The following is a 23,688-nucleotide window of genomic DNA, read 5'->3' as shown; positions in this document are numbered from 1 at the left end:
CTCTTTTATCAATTATTTTATAAAAGAATCATAACTTTTCTTTTGACATTTGTAAAGCACAAAAATACCACCCGACAAATGTCAGATGGTACCTTATGTATTGTGTTTGAAATTATGATTTTCCCAGCACCTCGTCCAGCGTCGAGAAAAGTACATTTATACTGATCGGCTTGGCAATATGTCCGTCCATACCTGCTTCGAAAGCCCTCTGGCGGTCTTCTTCGAAGGCATTGGCGGTCATGGCTATGATCGGGATGCGGCTTCTTGGATCGTTAAGCGCCCGGATCACTTTGGTTGCCTCGTAACCATCCATGTGCGGCATCTGAATATCCATGAGGATCAGGTCATAGTAATCCTCCGGTTTCGCCTTCAGGGTTTCCACACATTTAACACCGTCTGTTACGTGTTCTGTCTCAAGACCTCTTTCTCCGAGAAGTTCCATCGCAATCTCTGCGTTCAGTTCATTATCCTCTGCCAGCAGGATACGTTTGCCTTTGAAATTCCGGAATATCTGACCGGATTGTTCTTCCTTCCTGGACTGGATCTGCTCTTCTGTCGCTGTCGGAAAAGACAGGACGATGGTTGTCTTGGTCCCCTTTCCGGCTTTACTCGAAACATTGATAGTTCCGCCCATCAGGTCAACCAGTGCTTTGACAATCGGAAGTCCAAGACCTGTACCGGTCACATGACTCTCTGTAGTCGTTCTTTCTCTCGTAAATTCCTCAAAAATATGAGGCAGATACTCCTCACTCATTCCAATTCCGGTATCGGCAACTACGATCCTGAATGAAGTGTGTCCCTCTTTGGAATAGTGGAATTCTAAAATATCAACTACAATACTGCCGCCATCCGGTGTGTACTTGATCGAATTGCTTACGATATTAAGCAGGATCTCTCTTACTTTGGTCCTGTCACAGATCACATACGGATGGTCTGAATTCAGTATACAGGTGTACTTAAGATTTTTCTTATGGAGTTCCGGCTCAAAAACCGCCTGGAGAGAATTCACAAGATCCTTAAAACATCCTACTTCCGGTTTCAGCTCCGCTTCACCACTTTCGATCCGTGCCATCTCAAGCACATAATTGATCAATGAAAGTAAAAATGAACTCGATGACTTGATCTTGCCAATATACTCCACAACCTTCTCACGATCATCCGCATGTTTCTCCAGAAGGTCTGAGAAACCGATGATCGCATTCATCGGTGTACGGATATCGTGGCTCATATTAAAGAGGAAACATGTCTTTGCTTCATTCGCGATTCTGGCTTCTTCGGCAGCTTTCTCCAGTTCTTTCTCATGAATATATTCACGATAACGTCGCATCTGAAACTGCATATATCCCTCTGCCAGCAATATCGCAATTGCTACTGCGATCAGTATTGTCAGTGCCTTCTGGATATTGCTGATCCATCCGTTCTCCGGTACAATATCAAAATACCAGGTATCGTTTGGTACAGAGCAGGCAACTTCCATTGAATTTTTCAGTGTTTCATTGTCACTTTCCGCAATGACAACTTTCTTCCCGGTATCTATGTCTTTCTTCCAGATCTGGTAATGGTATCCTGCATTCTCAAGTTTGTTCAGTTCTGTTTCCTGGATAAATTTATTCCAGTCGATGACCAGAATAGAAAATCCCCAGAACTGCTCTTTTCCCGATTCATCCGCTGTGTAAATCGGATCAAAAAGAAGTGCTCCGACTCCTCCCTGTACCAGATCAAATGGTCCTGCGATCGTGTATTCTCCACTGTCTTTCGCAAGGTTGGCTGCTACTTTTCGCTCGGAATCTCTGAGTATGTCCAGACCGATTGCCTGTTCATTTCCCTCAAGAGGGTATACCTGTGAAACTGCGCCATCCTTTGCAAGCTCATGCGCTGATATCACGTAGTTCTCATCCTGCATCAGTTGAGACAGTTCTGAGAACTCTTCGTCCGTGATCTCATGCTTCTCTTCTATGAGCTTCTTCATGAGTTCTGACTCTGACAGGTATTTATTTAACTGTGCTTCTACCTTGCCGACAGTCGTCTCGGCAGTATAGGATGCCTTAAGTTTCTCTCTCTTTTCCTGATTCAGATTCACCAGATAGATACAGCCAATGGTAATTAAAAAAGTAATACAGAAAACAAGGAGCGCCCGGACTCTCATTATTTTGGTATCTTTCTTTGTTTGCATATCTTTCTTCTCATCATTTTCGTAAATTTCTGAGTAAGTAAAAACATTCTCACGCAGATTCATTCTTCGCTGCTTTTTATTATAATGGAATCCGGCGTATAAATCCAGTTCTTTCTGGCAAACACGCCAGCAAATACTAATCAGTGAAAGGCTCTTCGATATATATGCAAAAAAACTGACTCGCCAGGAAATCCGACGGGTCAGTTTTTGTATCATCTGCTATTTGAGTTATCTTTTTTGAAAGATCATCCTTCGAACGGAACAACGTCTTTGACGGCATCTGCCAGTGTGATCTCAGCATCATCATTGTCGATGTCGATCAGGTGATAGCGGTCATTTCCCATGCCCATTTCTTTCATGTAGGTAAGCTGGCGAAGCCCATGGCGGGTTGTGATTCTCTCTACCAGTGCTTTGCGGTCATCCTCTCCAAGTGCAAATACCAGGTCGACAGACGCCTGGTCGATTGCAAGGATATCTGTGGATGCAAGAATTCCGATGTTCGGTGTAACGACCGGTTCTGCTCCGACACCTTCGCAGTCACAGGAAACAGACATGTTTCTCAGACAGTTGATGTATGCGATCTGTTTACCGAAATGATCTACCGTTGCTTTGGAAGATTCTGTGATGCGCTCCATCAGTTCTTCCTCTGCAATGCTCCACATATTAGAGGAACCTTCTACGGTGTGGATCATTCCTTTGCCGATACGTCCGTCTGCACAGCCGATACCAATGTTCTTGTTGGATCCACCGAAACCACCCATGGTATGTCCTTTGAAATGTGTCAGGACAAGCATGGAATCATAAATAATTTTATTATAGACCCTGAAATCAGGTTGAGGTCAATATCTTTCTGCAAAAAAGTTAATTTCGGTGTACTTTCACCTTCAGAATTGTGCTTCCCAGTTTTGAGGCTTCTATTGGTTTCGGGATATGTCCGTCCATTCCTGCATTCAGACATTTGCGGACATTTTCCGAGGAAGCCTGTGCTGTCATGGCGAAAATTGGAATCGTTCCTGCATCTTCGCGGTCCAGCCCGCGGATTGCCTTGACTGCCTCGATCCCGTCCATGACCGGCATCATGATATCCATGAGAATAACATCGTAGCCATGTGGTTCCGAAGCTTCAAACTTCTCAAGAGCTTCTTTTCCATTCCATGCCTTGTCAATCTTCGCACCAAGTTCTGTGAGATAAAATTCTGCGATCTCCATATTGATCTCGTTGTCCTCGACCAGCAGGATCTTCATACCTTCGAGATTTTTTGCCCCCGCACAGTTCTGTGACTCGCTTTGTTCTGAAGCATTCTTATCAATTTTGAATAGAAGCTGATATGTGATATCCGTTCCCTCGCCAAGAGTGCTCTCAACCTTGATCGTACCGCCAAGCCGGTCGATCAGTGCTTTTACGATAGACATTCCGAGACCGGTTCCACGGTACTGCGTCCGGGCATCGTTTTCTTCCTGGGTAAAAGGCTTGAACAGCTCATTCTCTATAAATTCCCGGCTCATTCCTATGCCGGAATCTACGATACGGAACTCATAAAGAGCTGTCTCTCCATCGTCCGAAATTTCTGTCGCATATGTGTCGATCGTTCCGTTTGGCTTGTTATACTTGACGGAATTACTCATAAGATTCAGCATGATCCGGCGAAGCTGCAGAGAACTTCCATACAATGCAGTATGCCTGATAGTTCCTCTGTGCTTTCTGTGGACAAGTCCCGTCTGCATGACCTGTGAATCCATCAGTGCTGCCACCTCATTCATCAGTTCAGTAAGGTCAAACGGTTCTTCTTTGATATCAAGTCTGCCTGCTTCCAGTTTGCTCATATCCAGAACATCATTTACCAGTTCCAGAAGATGTCTTGTTGAAAGCTGGATCTTGTCGAGACTGTCATCGACCTTTGTCTCATCCTGACGGTTTTTGTGGATAATGTCGAGCATTCCCATGATTCCGTTGATCGGCGTGCGGATATCGTGGCTCATGCGGTTCATAAATTCTGTCTTGGCACGATTTTCGGAATCAGCCTCCTCGATCGCGATCTTGAGACGTTCGTTTTCTTTTACTTCTTTTTCATGGAATTCTGAAGTGTTTTTGAACAGAATGATGCCATGAACTACTGTACTTTCTTTGTTGGTCTTTGAGTCATATACGGTGTCTCTGGACATCAGAACGGTTTTCTGGAGCCAGACAAGAGCGTTATCATCACTCTTTTCGCGGTATTCCACTGTTACCTGCCTGGAACCCGTCTCAAATCGCTGAAGAAGCTTGGAAGAAGAATCCACGATACGGTAATTTTCCATGGTGTCTTCTGTTATATAGGCTCTGCGCTCGCTGCAATAATCATCGTAAGAACATGGTGTCTGAACCTCAAAAGTAATTTTTTTTGATTTCGTATGATAAAAAGCACTCTCCAGCCTGTCATTCGTCAGGTCTACTGTATAGACAGAATGTGCTGTCTGCAAAAGTGCCTCCGCGTAGTTTCCATTCTCCACGATCGACTGCCGAAGCTGCTCGTAATAACGTGCCAGCCGGTGTTTTTCGTTCGCCTCGTTCTCATTTCGGTTCTGGAAAGTCTCAAATCCCAGGATAAAATGATGCAGTCGTCCATCCTCTGTCCCGTTGAGATACAGAAGCGTCATTCTGCCACGGTACACATTTTCGCCGTACTGATACTGATATGGAAGCTCAAATTTCCCGGAATCTTTTGTCAGATGCTCGCTCAGGTATTCGATCTGAAGCTGAAGACGGAGATCTTTCCTGTTCTCCTCTGTAGAAAGTTCCTGTATGATCTGCTCAACGGCACCGGAGTAACTTCCGTCATCTGCAAGGAAAAATTTCGAACCGGATCTCAGCACATAATACTGATCCAGCAAAGCATCACAGTACATGCAGCTCGAAAATTCATAGCCCTGTGCAGAGATGTTCTCAAGGATCTGAATATTCATCTTCTGCTTCGCTGCCGCTTCTTCCATCTTTGCCCTATTCTTGTCAATGTACATGTTTTTGTCCGCAAAACGGAACAGGTCTCTCATAGTACAGCCGTCGAAATCACTCGACAATGCGTAACCTGCCGCATAACTGATCGGCATTTCCGGATTTTTGCGGGAGTATTCTGCCGCATGATCCCTGATATTCTGAAGACATTCCCGAACACCATTGTGGTCAAGTCCCTTAAGGACAGCTATAAACTCATCACCGCCGTCACGCCCTGCAAAAAATTCCTCCGGGACAGCCTCGCGAAGCTGTATTGCAAAAGAACGGATGTATTCGTCACCTTTGTCATGACCAAGATTATTGTTGATCGTTCGCAGATTATTCAGGTCAAATACGCACATCGCAACCAGTTCATCTGCCGGGATCGGATCTGGAGCATTAAGGATCTCCTCACATTTATTCTTATTCGGAAGCCCGGTTGCTTCATCGAGGTAGACTTTTTTCTGAAGGATCCTGTTCTGTGCGGCAAAACGGACTGCCTTGACAAGTTCTGTTCCGATGATCAGAACCAGGCCCAGGATATCCGCCAAAACTACTTTTTCCAGTTTATCCAGGGCTGTGGCTTTTTTCTGGGAATAAACTTCCGCGTAGCTGACCGCCTCGTCACAAATCTGGAAAAAATGCTCGCTCTTCGAAATAATATCGGTGTTCTCGTAACCTTTTTCCCTGACAAGGAGAAGTTCACTTCTGAGTTCTTCTTCAAAACACTGTGCAAGCTCGTCCATATTGTTCTGAAAATTCTTATCCGCAAGACGCACAAAATTTAACTTGTCACTTCCATAGCGCAGTCCTTCAATATAGGACGAGATCGTCTCATACATCTTATCCTGCGGCTCCCCGGAAATCTCCAGCTTGACCATACGCTGCGTGCCGCCGCGCACCAGTCCCGCATAGTTAATGACACGGGCCGTTCCCTGGATCTTGCCCACCATAGACATGATCATAAAAAATAATACGATCAGTATCGTCGTAAGGACCATCATTGCAATACGCAAAAAATGCGTCTGTTTTTTCTCTGTTTCTTTCATTAAATATCCGTCCTGTTAAACATCCAAAACATTTTTTAGTATTTGTTATTATTCTATCCGATTCCCTGCTTTTTGGCAACAAAAATGGGACCTGAGTTTCCCCAGATCCCGTGGTGTGTTGCATTTTGTACAATTCATGATATGTGAGTTTTACATAATTTTCATTCTATTTTAATGGTTTTTCATTGCTTTTTGCACAATATCAATTTATAATAAAAAATATCAATTGGAACGTAAAAACTATGACGGAGGGTGTATTTTATGAACGAAGAACTTTTTAACGAGGCGACGAAATCAAATGTTTTGTCAAAGAAACTGATCGATCAGCTTCAGGAAAGCATGAGCTACAGCAGTATTTCTTTTATCAACTGGACAATCGAGGTCCTGACACTGATCAAGAACCGTTTGGAGCGCGGGGACAGAATTACGGATGAAGTCAGTGGAGAGGTTTATACACTGCATTCTTTCCAGGCATTTGTAAAGAAAAATTTCTCCTCTTACATAACCAGCCAGGTCTTCACCGAGAGTACCAAACCAGAGAAGATCTACTTCTCTCTGAAACCATGTGAAGGCGGTTACAGCCTTCTCGCTGCTGATTCCGGTGATAACAAGACTTATGCGTGGATTTCAAGCCTCAGCAAGAGATTTTCTCTCGTGCAGATGATCGCGACTGGTGTTGTTTATGTCAAGGACACACGTACAGATACCTATCAGCCGTTTATCTCTGAGCATGGCAAATACTGCCGTTATGATAAAGAACACGGAATCCTCGTAGAAATCTGATTGATCTCTGCAAGCATTCCGCTATCAATGATTCCATATCTGTTCATCCATATCTCAGTTGGAGCTCCGGCTCTGACTGAGATATTTTGTTACTATAAACAATTTATCTTCCTGTGATCCTTCCGATCCCATAAGAGACCAGAAATACTGCAATATCCACTGCCACGATCGTAGATCCGACCGGCGTTCCTGCCAAAATTGAAATCAGGATTCCGGCAGTTGCACTGATCACAGACATCACCGCCGCACTGATCGTCACAGAGCGGAAAGATTTGAATAATCTCATCGCAGAAAGTGCCGGGAAGATCACCAGTGCTGAGATCAAAAGTGATCCAACCAGATTCATTGCCAGAACAATGATCACTGCGATCACAACCGCGATCAGAAGATTATAGGCATTCGCCCTGGTTCCGGTCGCTTTTGCGAAGTTTTCGTCGAATGTCACTGCAAAGATCTTGTTATAAAATAAGATAAAAATCGCCACAACTACGATAGAGAGGATCGCGCACAGCCATACCTCGCCTTTTGTCAGGGTCAGGATGGAAGTGGAGCCAAACAGCGTACTGCACACATCCCCTGAAATATTCGGACTTGTAGAAAAAAGATTCATCAGAAGATAACCGATCGCCAGCGCGCCGACGGAGATCATCGCGATCGCCGCATCTCCCTTGATCCTTGTGTTCTGTCCTGCACGAAGAAGCAGGATCGCACAGATCACAGTCACCGGAAGGATGAACAGCATATTGTTGGTGATGTTCAGTACGGACGCAATTGCCATGGCACCAAATGCCACATGGGAAAGTCCGTCACCGATGAAAGAAAATCTCTTCAATACCAGTGTCACGCCCAGAAGGGAGGAGCACAGTGCGATCAGTACACCTACGATCAGTGCGTAGCGCACGAACGGATACTGAAAATACATATGAAGTGTCTCAAACATCTTATTCCTCCCCTTCCTGTCCGGTGAATGCTTTGCCCAGACTGCTTTCGAGATATTGTTTCTTGGTACCGAAGAAGCAGTGCTCTCCGATATGCAGGATATGTGTTGCATATTTTACTGCCGCCGCAATGTCGTGCGAGATCATAATGATCGTAATTCCATCTTTCTTATTCAGATCCTTGATAAGCTGATACATCTCTGCGGTCACTCGTGGATCCAGACCGGAGACCGGCTCATCGAGAAGAAGGATCTTCTGTGCTGCACAGAGTGCTCTTGCGAGAAGGACTCTCTGCTGCTGCCCGCCGGAAAGCTCTCTGTAGCAATGATCGGCAAGATCCTGGATCATCATTTTTTCCATTGCTTTCTGCGCAACACGCTTTTCTTCTTTGTTATAAAATGGTCGCAGTCCGCAGCGGCTCTGGCATCCGGACAGGACGATCTCCCGCACTGATGCCGGAAAATCCCTCTGCACCAGGGTCTGCTGTGGGAGATATCCGATCTCGTTTTTCTTAAGTCCGTCTCCCAGTTCGATCGTGCCGCTGATCGGCGGCTGCAGATGGAGAAGTGTTTTCATCAATGTAGATTTACCGGAACCGTTTTCTCCTACGATGCAGAGGTAATCACCTGCGTCGATGGAGAAATTCAGATCTTCCTGGATCGCCCGGTTATCGTATCCAAGTGTAAGATTTTTGCATGTAAGCTGTGCCATTGTTGTCCCTCCTGTCATGGACAGTTTGTCGTATCAGGCAGATGGCTTCTGTCCACCGCCTGCAATTATTATCAGTTCAGTGCTTCCTTCAGAACATCCAGGTTATCTTCTATCACGGAAAGATACGTCACACCGTCAGCGATCTCATCGGATGTGATCGACTGCATGGAGTTCAGTTCCAGTATCTTCTGGTCTTTCGTTTTGGTGTTTTCGATCACGGTCTGCGCGATCCGGTCATCTGATTTCTCGATGGTCAGCACGGTTTTAAGTCCCAGTTCATCCAGCTTTTCGGCAAGGAATGTCACTGTCTTGAAACTTGCCTCAGACTCCGCGGAACAGCCGGAAAAGGCTGCATAATAATTCAGTCCGTAATCATCCACCAGATAGCGGAATGCAAAGCGGTCTGCAAAGAGAAGTGTGTTCTGTTTCGCGCTGTCCACTGTATTCTGGTATTCTGTATCCAGATTAGAAAGTTTTTCCTGATAAGCCGCTGCGTTGGATGCATAGACATCTTTATTTTCAGGGTCCATCTCTTCAAGTGTCTCCGCGATGATGCCACAGATCACTGACGCATTTCGGAGGGATGTCCAGACATGCTCATCGTATTCCTTCTCATCCTCGTCTTCATGTCCATGGCCACTTTCCTGCATGCCCTCAACGTTTTCTTCTTCCTTGATGGTATCGCCGAGAACTTCCATCAGATTGATTGTCTTCATATCCTTATTCTGAGCCGATTCCAGAGCATCCTCGATCCACTGGTCGGACTCGCCACCCACGTAGATCAGAAGGTCGCAGCTTGATACTTTCATGATATCCTTCACTGCCGGCTGGAAACTGTGAAGGTCTGTTCCATTATCAAGAAGCATGGTCAGGTCGACATCCGCCTCCCGGTCTCCAAGAACTGCCCGTGTCCAGTCGTATTCTGGAAAAATGGTGGTCACGATCTTTAATTTTTTGCCTGAGTCCTCTGTTGTTCCTGCTTCCGCTGTACGCACTCCCGCCAGAGGAATGCTGATACTTAAGATTCCCAGCAGGATCGCCAGCGAACTCATGATCCATTTTTTCATTGGTCTGCTCCTTTTCTTCTATAATTATTATCTGCTTATTTTCCTTTGATATGAACTGCTTCGGATTTCCGGCAGTCCTCGCAGATTCCGTAAAAAACTGTCCTGCACGGGTCCATCTGGAATCCGTGGCTCTCCATCAGATGCTGTTCCAGTTTAACCACATCCTCACAGTGAAGATGGATCAGTTTTCCACATTTCTCACATTTGCAGTGGAAACAGGATGTCTTGTGACAGTGTTCCTCTGCTCCGAGATATTCAAAACAGGCACTGCTCGTCCCGTCCACATTGTATTTGGCGACCAGCCCCTGTTCCACCATCTTCTCCAGATTGCGGTAAACTGTCGTTGTTCCGATCGTAATTCCCTGTTCTTTAAAATGCAGACAGACATCTGCGACCGTCACATGTGTTCCCTCCACGGTCCTGAGATATGATAAAAGCTGTGCCATCTGCTTTGTCTGATAAGGTGCTTTACTTCCCATAATATCTTCCTTCCGCCGGAATGCCCGGCAAACAAATCTATATCTGATATTTTTATACAAATTGAAAACCGTTTTCATATTATAGCACATTCTGATGATGTGTCAATATGAAAACGGTTTTCATTTTCATTTTTTCTTATTTCGCAAACAAAAAAACTCCCGCCCGGCACGCGAGGTGTTATCCACCTCGCCGTGTCAGACGAGAGTCTGTTTTTCCACACTATTGATCAATCTTCCACTTTTTTCATCTCGCGGACGATCTTACGAAGTTTGAGGATCATGGACGGAGCTACGGAAAGCTCGTCTACGCCCATGCGTACAAACTGCTCGGTAAGGGTTGCATCTGCACCAAGTTCGCCGCAGATTCCTGCCCATTTGCCGCATTTGTGTGCGTTGTCTACGACCATCTGGATCATGCGGAGGATTGCTTCGTGATGAGGATTATAGAAGTCATCCAGTTTCGCATTCTGACGGTCAAGAGCAAGGGTGTACTGGGTCAGGTCGTTGGTTCCGATACTGAAGAAGTCAACCATCTCAGCAAGCTTGTCGCTGATGATCGCTGCTGCAGGAGTTTCGATCATGATTCCCTGTTCAGGAAGTTTATACTGGATCTCCTGCTCTTTGAGCTCTGCTTCTACTTCTGCTACGATCTCATAGATCTTCTTTACTTCCTCTGTGGAAGTGATCATCGGATACATGATGGAAAGATTTCCATAAACAGCGGCACGGAGAAGTGCACGGAGCTGTGTCTTAAAGATATCCGGCTGTGTCAGGCAGATACGGATCGCACGATATCCCAGAGCCGGGTTATCTTCGTTTCCGAGGTTGAAATAATCTACCTGTTTGTCAGCACCGATATCAAGGGTACGGATGATAACTTTCTTGCCAGCCATCATCTGTACTGCCTGCTTGTAAGCCTGGAACTGCTCTTCCTCTGTCGGGAAGTCGTTTCTTCCAAGATAAAGGAATTCGCTTCGGAAAAGACCGATTCCGCCGGCATCATTCTCGAGGACATAACCGATGTCACCAACACTTCCGATGTTCGCATAGATGTTGATCTTGTGTCCATCTAAGGTTACGTTTTCTTTGCCTTTTAATTCCTGAAGAAGTTTGAGTTTCTCTGCTTCTTCTTCCATTCTCTTCTCAGTCTGTGCTTTGATCTCCTCGTCCGGATCAAAGGTAACGGTTCCTTCGAAGCCATCTACGACTGCTGTCATACCGGTCTTAAGTTCATCAAGATCCATCGGAACACCGATCAGAGCCGGAATGTTCATCATACGGGCAAGGATCGCTGTATGAGAGTTGGTAGAACCATGAACAGTCACAAATGCAAGGATCTTATCCTTGTCCATCTGAACAGTTTCACTTGGGCTTAAGTCATCAGCTACGATCACAGACGGATCGATAGAGCTTAAATCTGTGTCCTCCTGTCCGCTTAAGTTACGTACAAGACGCTCGGAGATATCCTTGATATCTGCGGAACGCGCTTTCATGTAATCGTCATCCATAGATGCGAACATCTCTGCAAAATTGTCACCGGTTGTTGCTACGGCATACTCTGCATTGACCTGCTCTGTGCAGATGGTATTCTGGATCGCTTCCAGATAATCATCATCCTCAAGCATCATCTGATGTACTTCAAAAATGGCTGCGCTGGCCTCACCAACTTCTTTGACTGCCTTGTCATATAATTTCTGGAGCTGCTCTTTGGATTTCTCCAGTGCAGCATCCACACGCTTCACTTCTGCTTCCGGGTCTTCGATCCTGGTTCTTTTGACCTGATAATCATCTTTCTTGAGAACCACGATCGGTCCCATAGCTATTCCTTTATAAACAGATTTTCCCTGAAAACACTGCATCCTTACTTCCTCCTGCATTACTGTTATGTTACACCCATTCCAGGTTTTGGATCGGACTGATTACAGATTTGCTTCGAAGAATTCTTTGAGGCCTGCAATTGCAGCGTCTTCGTCAGCACCTTCAGCTGTTACAGTTACAGTTTCGCCCTGTTTTACACCGAGGGACATCAGCATCATAAGCTGTGTAAGTTTCTTTGTTTTGCCGTCTTTTGTGATTGTGCACTCGGACTCATACTTCTTTGCTTCTTTTACAAGAAGTCCTGCCGGTCTTGCGTGGATTCCCAGTTCGTCTTTGATTGTGTACTCGAATGTTTTCATGTTGTTTTTCTCCTCTTCTTTATATATTTTTATTAATAAACATTTTTATTCGGTCTCACTGTCCAGCATGCGCTCCAGATGCATTGCCAGGTAGCCGATCTCGATATCCGGCATCGGCAGTCCCAGACGCTTCTCCATCTCATGACAGATCCTCTCGGCTGCATCAAATGCCTCCGGGAACTTTACGGACATATATTCGTTCAGATTCATCTTGAGTTTCTCACCGTGAATCGTTCTTGCCACCATGTAACGTACATGGTTCATCAGACGGTTATATGCCAGTGACATCACATCGATGGAATTGCCTGTTTCTTTCTCAACAAGAGAAATACATTCCCGGACAGTCCGGGCGATCTCCATGGACTGTGAAACCTTTTCATCTACAATGGCTGAGTGAACATGAAGGGCGATATAACCCGTCTCATGTTCATCAAGCTCTATCTGAAGTTTTTGCTTCAGAAGAGGTGCTATACAGCCAGCCACCTTGTATTCCTTGTAAAACAGGATACGGATGTCTTCCGTGAGAGGATTGCTGATCTGCTCTCCCTTCTGGATACGCCGGATCGCAAAATCAAGATGATCTGCCATCGGAAAAAGGATCGAACGGTCAACCTTGCCGAATTCCTTCTCTGCTTCTCTGAGCACTTCATTCGCAAGTTCCAGACATACCGGAGAAACTGAATTAATGATCTCTCTGGCATCCCCGCGCTCTGTCAGTTCTTTGAGTGAGTAGACTCTGGTATCCTGTGGCACTTCGATCGTCTGTCCCACTTTCTTGCCAAAAGCAACTCCCTTGCCCATGATCAGGCATTCCTGATTTGAATTTCCTTCAAGTCCGATAAAAGAATTGTGATTTAATAATTTTGCTATCCTGTACTTCATCCGTCTCTTCCCCATCCAGGGTCGTTCTTACTGAAGAACCTCGATCTCAAAGAGCGGTTCTCCGGCTTTGATCTGACCCTCCTGCAGCAGATGGATTCTCTGATTATCCTCCAGTTCTGTACAAAGAACCGGTGATGTGATAGAAGGTGCATTCGCTTTCAGGTATTCCAGATCCAGCTTGAGCATCGGATCACCCTTCTTGACTGTCTGACCGCTTTCTACCAGTGCTTCAAATCCCTCGCCGTTCAGTTTTACAGTATCGATTCCCACATGGATCAGCAGACTGATTCCTGAGTCTGTCACGAATCCAATGGCATGTTTTGTGTCAAAAACAAATGCAACTTCGCCGTCTTCCGGAGCTCGTACAAACGGATCTTCCGGTGTTACAACGGCACCATCGCCCATCATTTTCTGAGCAAAAGCTTCGTCCGGTGCAGTAGCAAGATCTGCTGCCAGTCCTGTGATCGGGCTGGAGATCACGATTCTCTCTACGACCTTCTGTTCTTTTGCTTCCTGTGTCTTGTCTGCTGTTTCCTGAACGCTCTCTGTAGTTTCTGCTTCCGCATAAGTATCCGGTGCAGTTTCCAGATAGTCTTCAAGGTTTGACTTAATTACTGTTACGTTTGGCCCATAGATGACCTGAACGCCCTGTCCTTTGTGTACCACGCCTGATGCTCCTGTTGCCTTGAGGATTCCGTCGTTTACTCTGGAAGCATCTTTGACTGTACAACGAAGTCTGGTTGCACAGCAGTCGACATCACTGATATTTTTCTTACCGCCAAGACCTCTTGTGATCGCTTCGCTGACAGCGTCTTCAGAAGCTGCTGCTCCTGCCTGTCCTGCTTCTCTGCGGGCATTTACATCGGCCTTTGTGTAAAGTTTTGTTTCTGTGTCATCATCTTCACGACCAGGAGTCTTGAAGTTGAACTTCTTGATCATGAATTTGAAAATAAAATAATATAAGAAGAAATAAATAATACCAACCGGGATTACTCTCATCCAGCTTGTCTTGGCATTTCCCTGAAGGATACCAAACAGGAAGAAGTCGAGCAGTCCGCCTGAGAATGTAAGTCCTACCGCAATGTTCAGCATATGCGCGATCATGTATGCTGTTCCGGCAAGAACTACCTGTACTGCAAACAGTGCCGGAGCAACAAACAGGAAGGAGAATTCCAGAGGCTCGGTGATACCTGTTGCCATACATGCAAGTGCCGCGGAAAGAAGAAGACCGCCGGCAGCTTTTTTCTTCTCAGGTTTTGCACACTGATACATAGCCAGTGCTGCTCCCGGAAGACCAAAAATCATAAAGATAAACTCACCAGAGAAATATCTGGTTGCATCTGCGCTGAAATGTGCAATATTTGCAGAATCAGCAAGCTGTGCAAAGAAAATATTCTGTCCGCCCTGAACCATCTGTCCGGCAACTTCCATCGTACCGCCTACGGCTGTCTGCCAGAAAGGCATGTAGAATACGTGATGCAGACCAAACGGGATCAGAGCTCTCTTAATAAGTCCGAAGATCAGGGTTCCTACATATCCGGAACCTGTTACCAGTCCGCCCAGTGCGTAAATTCCGTTCTGGACAACCGGCCATACAAAGTAAAGAAGAATTCCCACAAACATATATACAATTGTGGAAATGATCGGTACAAATCTCGTGCCTCCGAAGAATGACAGTGCACTCGGAAGCTGGATTCTGTAAAACTTATTGTGGAGTGCCGCCACACCAAGTCCTACGATAATACCTCCAAACACACCCATCTGCAGGGACTGGATACCACATACAGAAGTGATGGTTCCTTCCAGTACAGACTCAGCGATCTCGCCGTTGTCAAGGATCTGTCCTGTAATGGTCAGCATTGCGTTGATCGCTGTGTTCATTACGAAATACGCGATAACTGCTGATAAAGCGGATACTTCTTTTTCTTTTTTTGCCATACCGATTGCAACACCTACAGCAAAGATCAAGGGGAGGTTATCAAATACTGCACTTCCTACCTTGTTCATGATCATCAGGAGGGCGTTCAGAATCGTTCCCTCACCGAGAATACTTGTCAGGTGATACGTTTCGATCGTGGTTGCATTGGTAAATGAGCTTCCGATTCCGAGAAGAAGACCGGCTACCGGAAGGATTGCGATCGGGAGCATAAAGCTTCGTCCCACTCGCTGCAGAACACTAAAAATCTTGTCCTTCATTTCACATACTCCTTTTTCCTGTGCCTTTGGCACATCCCTAAATTTATTGTTAAGAAGCGAGTATGCGTATTATGTAAGTTTTTATACAAAAAAAAGGCACTAATACACATAAACACTCCTTGTTATGTATAGTTAATGCCTCCTAAATCGAGTTACACACTACAACCAATCAAAATATAACATGGTCATAAACGCTTTGTCAAGCTACTCTTTTTATTATTTTTTAATTTTATCTGAGGAAGGCGAAAGGCTCCTCGTCCTTCAGAAAATGCATCAGCATGTAAGCACACATGATGGCAACATTTTCTTCCTTAAGGATCCTTCTGACCTCGTCGCGGTCTGCGAGGACGACTTCGATCTCCTCAGTGTCCTCCTGGGCTGCCTTGCTGATCTCGCCGCTGGCATAGCCATAAACGGTTGCACAGGATTCGTCTGTCATGCCGATCGTGGTAAAGTATGGCTTCTCATAAGCCGGGTCTACTTTGAGCGGTTCGAGTTTCAGTCCGGTCTCCTCGTGCATCTCGCGGACAGCGCCCTCGTGAAAGTCCTCGTTCGGCTCTACAAGCCCTGCCGGGAATTCATAGATGTAACCGCCCAGCGCATAGCGGTACTGGCGGATCAGAACAACCTTATCCTTCTTCTCGCCGTAAACACTGTAAATGATCACTCCGTCCGGATCATTGCGTCCGGTCTTCATCTTGAGGGATGGAATGTCCTTTGCTCTGGATGCCACGTAATAAGATACCGGTGTATTATGTACGCTGGTCGCATCTACATGGTAGAGATTGACGAAACGGTTGTCTGTAAGTTTTTGTACATCATGAATTTTTCCCATATTATTATAGAGAACCTTCTTTCCTGCACGAATCTACCGTGCAATATTATACTGTGTGTTCTCCGGTGTGAATGAATCAGTCGCCCTTGAGAACTACGCGGATTCGTTTGTAAATAAAGAACACGATCACTGACATCAGGATATATTTGAATAAGTTAAATGGAACAATGATCAGTGCAACGAAACCAAGAAGACTGTTTACGGAATGATTTACTGCTGCTCCCATTTCGATGAAAGCTTCGATTGGCATACCAAATGCTTTACCATATGCCGGAAGAAGAACAAATGCATTCATCAGGCAGGCTGCTGCTGTTGTCAGTACTGTACCTGCTGCCATTCCCATAACTGCATGCTTACGGCTCTTTACATTGTGGAGTCTGTAGATCAGTCCTGCCGGTACTATAAATGTACATCCAAAAAGGAAGTTTGCAAAATCACCAACACCTGCTGTTACAGTTCCCATTGTTACCAGATGCACCAGAATCTTGACAAGCTCGATAAAAATACCTGCTACCGGTCCCATCGCAAAAGCTCCTACCAGTACCGGGATTTCTGAGAAATCCAGCTGATAGAAAGACGGCGCCAGGAACGGAATTGGAAATTCAAAATTCATCAGGATACCTGCAAGGGCTCCCAGCATCGCAACCTGTGTGATCGTCCGGGTACGGCTCCTCTGCATTACATTTCCATTTCTTAAAACCTGTTCACTCATACTTCTCTCTCCTTTGAATTATCTTTTTTTAAAAGAAAATTCTACGCTATGCTGTGGCAAACGACTCTTATTTGTAAAAAGAAATCGGTTTTGCAGCATAAAAAATCCCCGGAATCATCTTCCCGGGGTACTGAGCACGTATGAATTATTCGTGTTCTTCTCTCATCCAGACTTTACTGTCGGTTCCGGAATTCTGACTCTCTGTAAGCCAGTCACCAGATCAGCCGCATTACGCGGGTCGCGGACTATACCGCCGGTAGGGAATTCCGATCTTCTGTAAATCAGTCACCCTGCCCCGAAGAATTTTCTTTTATCTGAGAGATATTATACAACCAACTTTCTTACAATGCAATAGAAAATAATAAAGACACTGACAATTTTGAAAAACATTTTCAAAAATATATCAGTGTCTCTATGAATTTAATACTATATTCTTATCGTTCTTCGCGGAAATACGGAAGTCCCAGTGCAGCCGGCGGCTGATGTTCTTTCTTCTTTCGGAAGCTTGTGAATACCAGAACGATGATGGTTACGACATATGGAAGAGCCTTGAATACTTCCTGCATGCTTCTTCCGAGTCCCGGAATATACAGGTACAGGATGTAAAGTGCCCCAAAGAGGAATGCTCCCCAGATCGCATTGAGCGGTTTCCACAGTGCAAAGATAACCAGTGCGACTGCAAGCCATCCACGGTCACCAAAGCCGTTATCTGTCCAGGTTCCACCGGAGTATTCCATTACGAAATACAGCCCGCCAAGTCCTGCCAGGCCTGCACCGATACAGGTTGACAGATATTTGTATTTGATAACGTTGATACCGGCTGCATCTGCAGTTCCCGGGTTCTCACCGATCGCACGGAGGTTCAGTCCCATTCTCGTTTTAAATAAGAAGAATGACAGTGCGATCGCTGCGATCACACAGAGATAAGTCATAAATCCGTAGTTAAATAAGATCGGTCCAATTACAGGGATCTTGGATAAGCCAGGGATTTTTGCCGTATAGGCACTTCCTGTTACCTTAACAGAAATCTGTCCGACACCACCGGCAAGTTTGGAGATGGAACCACCAAAGAAGTTACCAAATCCAGTACCAAAGATGGTAAGGGCAAGACCTGTTACGTTCTGGTTTACACGAAGTGTGATCGTCAGGATACTGTAGATCAGTCCACCGATCATTGCACATGCAAATGCACATACAAACGATATCAGAACTCCGACAAAAGCATTCGGGTTCGGATTGTCTTTTTCATAAAGGAAGGCTCCCATCAGTCCGGCGATACCTCCCATGTACATGATTCCCGGGATACCAAGGTTCAGGTTACCGGATTTTTCCGTCATGATCTCTCCAAGCGCACCATACAGAATACAGATGCCCTGGACAATTGCTTTTTGAATAAAAATGGTCAGTACACTCATTGCATCTTCCTCCTATTTCTTTGCACGCTTTACTCTGTAATTGATAAAAAATTCTGCTCCGATCAGGAAAAACAGAATGATTCCAAGGATTACATCAGATGCATTCTCGTTCAGTCCATACTGTGTCGCAATCTGAACAGCACCCTGATCCATGAATACGATACCAAAAGAAACAGCTACCATAATAAAGGTATTGAATTTGGAAAGCCACGCAACGATGATCGCTGTAAATCCGCGGCCACCTGCTGTCGCAGTAGAGATCGTATGGCTCGCGCCGCTGACAATTACAAATCCTGCGATACCGCAGATCGCACCGGAAATTGCCATGGTACGGATGATGACTTTCTTTACATGGATACCTGCATATCTGGCGGTATTTTCACTCTCACCGACTACAGCGATCTCATAACCCTGTTTGCAGTATTTCAGGTAGATGAACATACCGACTGTCAGGATCAGGACGATCAGCACATTCCATCCATATTTCTGTCCAAAGAGTTCTGGCAGCCATCCTGCCTGTGTTGCCTGATTGATGATACCGACTGTATTGGATCCTTTTGGATTTTCCCAGAAAACAATGCAGTAGGTAACGACCTGCATCGCAACGTAGTTCAGCATCAGTGTGAACAGTGTCTCATTGGTATTCCAGTATGCCTTGAATACTGCCGGGATCATTCCCCAGATCATGCCGCCAATGGCACTTGCAATAAACATTACGATCAGAAGCAGAATCGGTGACATTTTGTCCCCTGCATAGATCATTACTGCTGCAGAGCATGCTCCACCGATCAGGATCTGGCCTTCTGCACCGATGTTCCAGAATTTCATCTTGAATGCCGGTGCAAGACCGATCGCGATACACAGAAGGATCATCGTATCACGGATCGTCTGCCAGATACGGCGCTCGGAGCCCATGGCTCCATCCCAGATTGCCTTGTATACATCTACCGGATTCATTTTGACAAGTGCCACGATCACTGCACCACACACGATCAGTGCAAGGATCAGTGCGATAAAACGGATCAGAAGTCTTTCCTGCCATCCGGCTTTGTTTCTTCGTTTACTTACCTGTAAGAAAGGTTCTTTATTCATTGACAGCCCCTCCTTTTTCGTGCTTCGTCATGAGAAGACCGATTCCTTCTTTGGTCGCTGTTCTTCCGTCAACCACTCCGCTGATCCTGCCGCCACAGAGAACTGCGATACGGTCACAGAGTTCCAGTACAACGTCCAGATCCTCAATGACGCAGACAACTGCAACGCCTTTTTTCTTCTGTTCGTTCAGAAGCTGATAGATAACATGAGAAGTGTTGATATCCACGCCTCGTGTCGGGAAAGCGACAAGGAGAACTTTCGGGTTCTGTGCGATCTCACGTCCAACCAGAACTTTCTGGACATTTCCACCGGACATCTGGCGGACCGGAGCGGAAATACTCGGTGTCATGACTTCAAGCTGATCTTTGATCTTCTGTGCAAGGGCTCTCGGACCTTTACGGTCGAGGAAAGGACTTTTGCCGTTGCGGTAGCTTCTAAGCATCATATTATCGGTCATATCCATGTCTCCGACGAGTCCCATACCGATACGGTCCTCAGGAACGAAAGCAAGACTGATTCCTGCTTCATTGATAGAAATGGAATCCATTCCGGAAAGTTCCATTCCGCTTCCATTGTCATCCAGAAGTCGGATGGAACCACTTTCTACATCCTGCAGACCGGCGATCGCCTCCAGAAGTTCCTTCTGGCCGCTTCCGGAAATACCGGCAATACCAAGGATCTCACCTGTGTTTACTGTCAGATCTACATCATCCAGAGTTTTGACATCGTCTTTGTCCTTACAGTTTACGCCTTCAATGACCAGGCGCGGCTTTATATTCTCCGGCTTCGGACGCTCGATATTCAGGTCAACTCTTGCGCCAACCATCATTTCAGAAAGGCTCTGCACATTTGCCTGGGCAGTTTCCACAGTGTCAATATACTGGCCTTTACGGAGGATCGCCACGCGGTCAGACAGTGCAAGAACCTCCTGCAGTTTATGCGTGATAATGATGATCGCACATCCGTCATCTCTCATGTTACGAAGGATATCAAATAATCGGTCGGCTTCCTGCGGTGTCAGCACGGCTGTCGGCTCATCCAGTATCAGGATCCTGGCACCACGATAAAGCATCTTTACGATTTCGACGGTCTGTTTCTCGGAAACGGACATTTCGTAGATTTTCTTTGAAAGATCTAGGTCAAATCCGTACTTGTTGACCAGTTTCTGGATATCCTCTGTGATCTTTTTCATATTGAGTCTTGCCTTGCCCGGCAGACCCAGGACGATATTTTCGGCTGCTGTCAGTACATCTACCAGTTTGAAATGCTGATGTACCATACCGATTCCAAGTTCGTAGGAATCCTTCGGCGAACAGATTGTTACCTCCTTGCCATTTACAAAAATATGTCCTTCATCCGGATAATAAATTCCGTAGATCATATTCATGAGAGTTGTCTTGCCGCTTCCGTTTTCACCCAGGATCGCAAGAATCTCTGATTTTCTCAGCGTGAGATTTACATGGTCATTCGCCTGGACGGATCCAAAACGCTTGGAAATATCCTTAAGTTCAAGTGCATAAGTTTCTCCCACTGTCATTCCCTCCTTTTTTCTGTCTATAGACAAGAAAAAAGCAGAGCTGCTGACGAGCAGCCCTGCCTGTTTCAATTCTTATTCTGTAATAGAAGTGATTCCGTCGATCGCTACATCGAATGCCGGTGCAGAACCATATTCGGATTCATGGAAGTATCCGTCAGAAACGTATTCTGTGTCGCTGCCGTCTTTCTTATAGGTAGTAAGTTCTTTGCCATCTACTGTGAATGTAGAGGTATCAAATACATGAAGAGATCCGTCTGCAAGTGCGTCTTCTACTTCTTTTACTTTCTCATCTGTTCCTTCTGCTACAACGTTCTCGTTGAGTGGTGTGATCTTGTCTGCACCATCGGAGAAGCCTTTGCACCAGTCAGTATCGATTGCTGTGCCATCAAGCATGCACTGTACTGCATATGTGTAATATACACCCCAGTCCATGGATGCGGATGTAAGTGCTGTGTTAGGAGCAACGGATGTCATATCAATGTTGTATCCAACGCAAGGAACGCCTGCTGCTTCACATGCTGTAGGAGCACCTGTTGTATCTGCATGCTGGCTGATCAGAACACATCCGTCAGAGATCAGGGCATCTGCACATTCTTTCTCAAGGTCGAAGCTTGCCCAGCTGTTTGTGTATTTAACTTCCATTGTTACGGACGGGCATACGCTCTTAGCTCCAAGGTAGAAGGAAGTGTATCCGGAAATAACCTCTGCGTACGGGAATGCACCTACATAACCCATTTTGCAGTTATCCTCTGTAATAGTGCCGTCCTCGATCATCTGATTCAGTTTCAGACCTGCTACTACACCGGATACATAACGTGCTTCATAAATATTTGTGAAGTAGTTGTGCATGTTGGAAAGTCCGCTTGATGCTGCCTGAGTTCCTGTTGCATGACAGAACTGAACGTCCGGATATTCTCCTGCTGCTTCAAGGATATAAGTTTCATGTCCAAAGCTGTTTGCAAAGATGATCTGACATCCCTGGTCTGCAAGGTCTGCTGCTGCATCGTAGCATCCTTCGTCTTCACCGATCAGAGTTTTCTCGATGACCTGTGAATCATCCAGTCCAAGGTTCTCTACCATTTCGTCGATACCAGCCATATGAGCTGCTGTATAGCCTTCGTTCTCATCTCCGATATAGATCGCACCAATCTTGATGTCTTCCTTTGCGATTCCTGCGCCACTTTCGCTGTCATCACTTGCATATACAGGTGCTGTCATAGAAACTGCCATTGCTGCTGCAAGTCCGATTGCCAATGCTTTTTTCATTCTTCTTTCCTCCATTTTCTCTTTTTACTCCTCTACCTACAGTTCACCGAACAAAAGAGGCACAACACTTTCTGTTACGCCTCTTTGCAAGTGCTTTTACTATACATTCCGATCTGCAAATTGTCAATAAATTCGAACAAAAACGCATTATTTATTTGACACCCTAATTTTTTTTGTATTTTATTTCGCATAATCTTAAATAGGAAATCTTTGGCGGTTTTGTCTGAAGTCTCAGCATTTCTCCTTGACTTTTTCGCGTTAAAGCGTTATACTTTAAAAAGTTAATTCGATTCAAGTGTGAATCAACAAAACAGGAGGACTTAAAATATGAAAAAGCAGATTTTAGCAGGTGTTCTTTCTGCAACAATGGTAGTTGGCATGGGCGGTGTCAGCGTATTCGCAGCAGATAATGCAGATGATAAAACTTACAACATCGGTATTTGCCAGCTTGTACAGCATGAGGCACTTGACGCAGCAACACAGGGATTCAAGGATGCCATCACAGAAGAACTTGGCGACAAAGTTACATTTGATGAGCAGAACGCACAGGGTGATTCCAATACCTGTTCTACTATCATCACAGACTTCGTTTCTGACGGTGTAGACCTGATCCTTGCAAACGCAACTCCTGCACTTCAGGCAGCTTCAGCTGGTACAGCAGATATCCCGATCCTTGGTACTGCAGTTACCGAATATGGTGTTGCACTTGACCTTGACGATTTCGACGGAACTGTTGGAACCAACATTTCCGGTACATCTGACCTTGCTCCACTGGATCAGCAGGCAGCAATGCTCAACGAACTGTTCCCGGATGCAAAGAACGTCGGACTTGTTTACTGCTCCGCAGAAGCAAACTCCCAGTACCAGGTAGATACAGTAAAGGATGCCCTTGAAAAATTAGGATACACCTGCACTTACTACGCATTCTCAGATTCCAACGACCTTTCTTCCGTAGCTACTACAGCTGCTACAGAAAGCGATGTGATCTACGTACCAACAGATAACACAGTTGCTTCCAACACAGAGATCATCAACAACATCTGCCTTCCGGAGAAAGTTCCGGTAATCGCCGGTGAAGAAGGTATCTGCCAGGGATGCGGTGTTGCTACTCTTTCCATCAGCTACTATGACCTTGGTGTTGCTACAGGTAAAATGGCACTCAAAGTTCTCGTTGACGGAGAAGACATTTCCACAATGCCAATCGAATATGCTCCACAGTTCACCAAAGAATACAACCCGGAGATCTGTGACGAACTTGGAATCACAGTTCCGGATGACTATGTGGCAATCGGTGCTGACGATGCAGCAGACGAAGAAGAAACATCCGAGGATGCTGATGCAGAAGCAGCAGACGACACAGCAGAGGAAGATACTGCTGAAGAAGCTGAATAATTCTGACAATTAA

At 45.6% G+C, this 23,688-nt stretch carries 19 protein-coding genes and 1 riboswitch; of the genes, 2 read left to right on the top strand and 17 right to left on the bottom strand.

Translation table 11 applies throughout. From position 1 onward, the window contains the following. Positions 1-112: 112 nt before the first annotated feature. The 3 genes from DXC01_RS05695 to DXC01_RS05685 form a co-directional block, all read right to left on the bottom strand. Positions 113-2,173, bottom strand: coding sequence for an ATP-binding protein (locus tag DXC01_RS05695; protein ID WP_118698503.1), 2,061 nt, complete (start codon positions 2,171-2,173; stop codon positions 113-115). Between the two features lie 245 nt (positions 2,174-2,418). Continuing rightward, positions 2,419-2,967 carry a DUF362 domain-containing protein gene (locus DXC01_RS05690; RefSeq protein WP_118251827.1) on the bottom strand — a complete coding sequence of 183 codons (549 nt, stop codon included), beginning with the start codon at positions 2,965-2,967 and terminating at the stop codon, positions 2,419-2,421. Between the two features lie 67 nt (positions 2,968-3,034). Continuing rightward, positions 3,035-6,193: a response regulator gene (locus tag DXC01_RS05685; RefSeq protein ID WP_118698484.1), complete on the bottom strand. Its 3,159-nt coding sequence runs from the start codon at positions 6,191-6,193 to the stop codon at positions 3,035-3,037. A gap of 261 nt (positions 6,194-6,454) precedes the next feature. On the opposite strand from DXC01_RS05685, the gene DXC01_RS05680 reads away from it, so the two are divergent. Further along, positions 6,455-6,976, top strand: a complete 522-nt coding sequence (locus DXC01_RS05680) for a hypothetical protein (RefSeq protein WP_022214017.1) — start codon at positions 6,455-6,457, stop codon at positions 6,974-6,976. A 103-nt stretch (positions 6,977-7,079) separates the two neighbouring features. Here the strand turns inward: DXC01_RS05680 and DXC01_RS05675 are convergent, their stop codons facing one another. The 14 genes from DXC01_RS05675 to DXC01_RS05610 form a co-directional block, all read right to left on the bottom strand. Further along, positions 7,080-7,916: a metal ABC transporter permease gene (locus DXC01_RS05675; RefSeq protein ID WP_118251829.1), complete on the bottom strand. Its 837-nt coding sequence runs from the start codon at positions 7,914-7,916 to the stop codon at positions 7,080-7,082. Between the two features lies 1 nt (position 7,917). Beyond that, positions 7,918-8,625, bottom strand: a complete 708-nt coding sequence (locus DXC01_RS05670) for a metal ABC transporter ATP-binding protein (protein WP_022214019.1) — start codon at positions 8,623-8,625, stop codon at positions 7,918-7,920. 71 nt (positions 8,626-8,696) lie between these two features. Then, positions 8,697-9,692, bottom strand: coding sequence for a metal ABC transporter substrate-binding protein (locus DXC01_RS05665; protein WP_118698483.1), 996 nt, complete (start codon positions 9,690-9,692; stop codon positions 8,697-8,699). Between the two features lie 35 nt (positions 9,693-9,727). Continuing rightward, on the bottom strand, positions 9,728-10,171 hold the full coding sequence (locus DXC01_RS05660; protein ID WP_118251832.1) for a Fur family transcriptional regulator: 444 nt from the start codon (positions 10,169-10,171) through the stop codon (positions 9,728-9,730). A gap of 227 nt (positions 10,172-10,398) precedes the next feature. Next, positions 10,399-12,030 carry a phosphoenolpyruvate--protein phosphotransferase gene (gene ptsP, locus DXC01_RS05655; RefSeq protein WP_118698482.1) on the bottom strand — a complete coding sequence of 544 codons (1,632 nt, stop codon included), beginning with the start codon at positions 12,028-12,030 and terminating at the stop codon, positions 10,399-10,401. A gap of 60 nt (positions 12,031-12,090) precedes the next feature. Beyond that, positions 12,091-12,348 (bottom strand): HPr family phosphocarrier protein, encoded by a 258-nt coding sequence (locus DXC01_RS05650; protein WP_022214023.1) that lies wholly within the window; start codon positions 12,346-12,348, stop codon positions 12,091-12,093. A gap of 45 nt (positions 12,349-12,393) precedes the next feature. Continuing rightward, positions 12,394-13,230: a PRD domain-containing protein gene (locus DXC01_RS05645; protein WP_118698481.1), complete on the bottom strand. Its 837-nt coding sequence runs from the start codon at positions 13,228-13,230 to the stop codon at positions 12,394-12,396. Positions 13,231-13,257: 27 nt separating this feature from the next. Beyond that, a complete protein-coding gene (locus tag DXC01_RS05640) occupies positions 13,258-15,426 on the bottom strand; it encodes a PTS transporter subunit IIABC (RefSeq protein ID WP_118698480.1) in 2,169 nt (722 codons plus the stop codon). A 229-nt stretch (positions 15,427-15,655) separates the two neighbouring features. After that, positions 15,656-16,261, bottom strand: coding sequence for an NUDIX hydrolase (locus tag DXC01_RS05635; RefSeq protein ID WP_022214026.1), 606 nt, complete (start codon positions 16,259-16,261; stop codon positions 15,656-15,658). 76 nt (positions 16,262-16,337) lie between these two features. Next, entirely contained in the window at positions 16,338-16,973 is a 636-nt protein-coding gene (locus DXC01_RS05630; protein ID WP_118698479.1) for an ECF transporter S component, read from the bottom strand. Between the two features lie 150 nt (positions 16,974-17,123). Continuing rightward, positions 17,124-17,280, bottom strand: a riboswitch (FMN riboswitch). Between the two features lie 127 nt (positions 17,281-17,407). Continuing rightward, positions 17,408-18,388: an ABC transporter permease gene (locus tag DXC01_RS05625; protein WP_022214028.1), complete on the bottom strand. Its 981-nt coding sequence runs from the start codon at positions 18,386-18,388 to the stop codon at positions 17,408-17,410. Between the two features lie 12 nt (positions 18,389-18,400). Further along, positions 18,401-19,480: an ABC transporter permease gene (locus tag DXC01_RS05620; RefSeq protein ID WP_022214029.1), complete on the bottom strand. Its 1,080-nt coding sequence runs from the start codon at positions 19,478-19,480 to the stop codon at positions 18,401-18,403. Continuing rightward, the gene (locus tag DXC01_RS05615) at positions 19,473-21,011 is read right to left on the bottom strand and encodes an ABC transporter ATP-binding protein (RefSeq protein WP_022214030.1); all 1,539 of its coding nucleotides are present in this window, start codon (positions 21,009-21,011) and stop codon (positions 19,473-19,475) included. Before DXC01_RS05615 ends, DXC01_RS05620 begins: the two co-directional genes overlap by 8 nt. Positions 21,012-21,089: 78 nt before the next feature. After that, the gene (locus DXC01_RS05610; protein WP_417192302.1) at positions 21,090-22,247 is read right to left on the bottom strand and encodes a BMP family ABC transporter substrate-binding protein; all 1,158 of its coding nucleotides are present in this window, start codon (positions 22,245-22,247) and stop codon (positions 21,090-21,092) included. 363 nt (positions 22,248-22,610) lie between these two features. Here DXC01_RS05610 and DXC01_RS05605 point away from each other — a divergent pair, with 363 nt between their 5' ends. Next, positions 22,611-23,675 carry an ABC transporter substrate-binding protein gene (locus DXC01_RS05605; RefSeq protein WP_022214032.1) on the top strand — a complete coding sequence of 355 codons (1,065 nt, stop codon included), beginning with the start codon at positions 22,611-22,613 and terminating at the stop codon, positions 23,673-23,675. Positions 23,676-23,688 lie beyond the last annotated feature (13 nt).

Source organism: Blautia sp. OM07-19 (assembly GCF_003481595.1).
Classification (GTDB): Bacteria; Bacillota; Clostridia; order Lachnospirales; family Lachnospiraceae; genus Blautia_A; species Blautia_A intestinihominis.
Note: the sequence above shows the minus strand (reverse complement) of the source record. Positions and strands in the feature narration are given on the sequence as shown.

Bases quoted from the DNA above. Each gene is read 5' to 3' on its own strand.
- DXC01_RS05695 (WP_118698503.1), bottom strand. From the start codon at position 2,173: ATGCAAACAAAGAAAGATACCAAAATAATGAGAGTCCGGGCGCTCCTT.
- DXC01_RS05690 (WP_118251827.1), bottom strand. From the start codon at position 2,967: ATGCTTGTCCTGACACATTTCAAAGGACATACCATGGGTGGTTTCGGT.
- DXC01_RS05685 (WP_118698484.1), bottom strand. From the start codon at position 6,193: ATGAAAGAAACAGAGAAAAAACAGACGCATTTTTTGCGTATTGCAATG.
- DXC01_RS05680 (WP_022214017.1), top strand. From the start codon at position 6,455: ATGAACGAAGAACTTTTTAACGAGGCGACGAAATCAAATGTTTTGTCA.
- DXC01_RS05675 (WP_118251829.1), bottom strand. From the start codon at position 7,916: ATGTTTGAGACACTTCATATGTATTTTCAGTATCCGTTCGTGCGCTAC.
- DXC01_RS05670 (WP_022214019.1), bottom strand. From the start codon at position 8,625: ATGGCACAGCTTACATGCAAAAATCTTACACTTGGATACGATAACCGG.
- DXC01_RS05665 (WP_118698483.1), bottom strand. From the start codon at position 9,692: ATGAAAAAATGGATCATGAGTTCGCTGGCGATCCTGCTGGGAATCTTA.
- DXC01_RS05660 (WP_118251832.1), bottom strand. From the start codon at position 10,171: ATGGGAAGTAAAGCACCTTATCAGACAAAGCAGATGGCACAGCTTTTA.
- ptsP (WP_118698482.1), bottom strand. From the start codon at position 12,030: ATGCAGTGTTTTCAGGGAAAATCTGTTTATAAAGGAATAGCTATGGGA.
- DXC01_RS05650 (WP_022214023.1), bottom strand. From the start codon at position 12,348: ATGAAAACATTCGAGTACACAATCAAAGACGAACTGGGAATCCACGCA.
- DXC01_RS05645 (WP_118698481.1), bottom strand. From the start codon at position 13,230: ATGAAGTACAGGATAGCAAAATTATTAAATCACAATTCTTTTATCGGA.
- DXC01_RS05640 (WP_118698480.1), bottom strand. From the start codon at position 15,426: ATGAAGGACAAGATTTTTAGTGTTCTGCAGCGAGTGGGACGAAGCTTT.
- DXC01_RS05635 (WP_022214026.1), bottom strand. From the start codon at position 16,261: ATGGGAAAAATTCATGATGTACAAAAACTTACAGACAACCGTTTCGTC.
- DXC01_RS05630 (WP_118698479.1), bottom strand. From the start codon at position 16,973: ATGAGTGAACAGGTTTTAAGAAATGGAAATGTAATGCAGAGGAGCCGT.
- DXC01_RS05625 (WP_022214028.1), bottom strand. From the start codon at position 18,388: ATGAGTGTACTGACCATTTTTATTCAAAAAGCAATTGTCCAGGGCATC.
- DXC01_RS05620 (WP_022214029.1), bottom strand. From the start codon at position 19,480: ATGAATAAAGAACCTTTCTTACAGGTAAGTAAACGAAGAAACAAAGCC.
- DXC01_RS05610 (WP_417192302.1), bottom strand. From the start codon at position 22,247: ATGGCAGTTTCTATGACAGCACCTGTATATGCAAGTGATGACAGCGAA.
- DXC01_RS05605 (WP_022214032.1), top strand. From the start codon at position 22,611: ATGAAAAAGCAGATTTTAGCAGGTGTTCTTTCTGCAACAATGGTAGTT.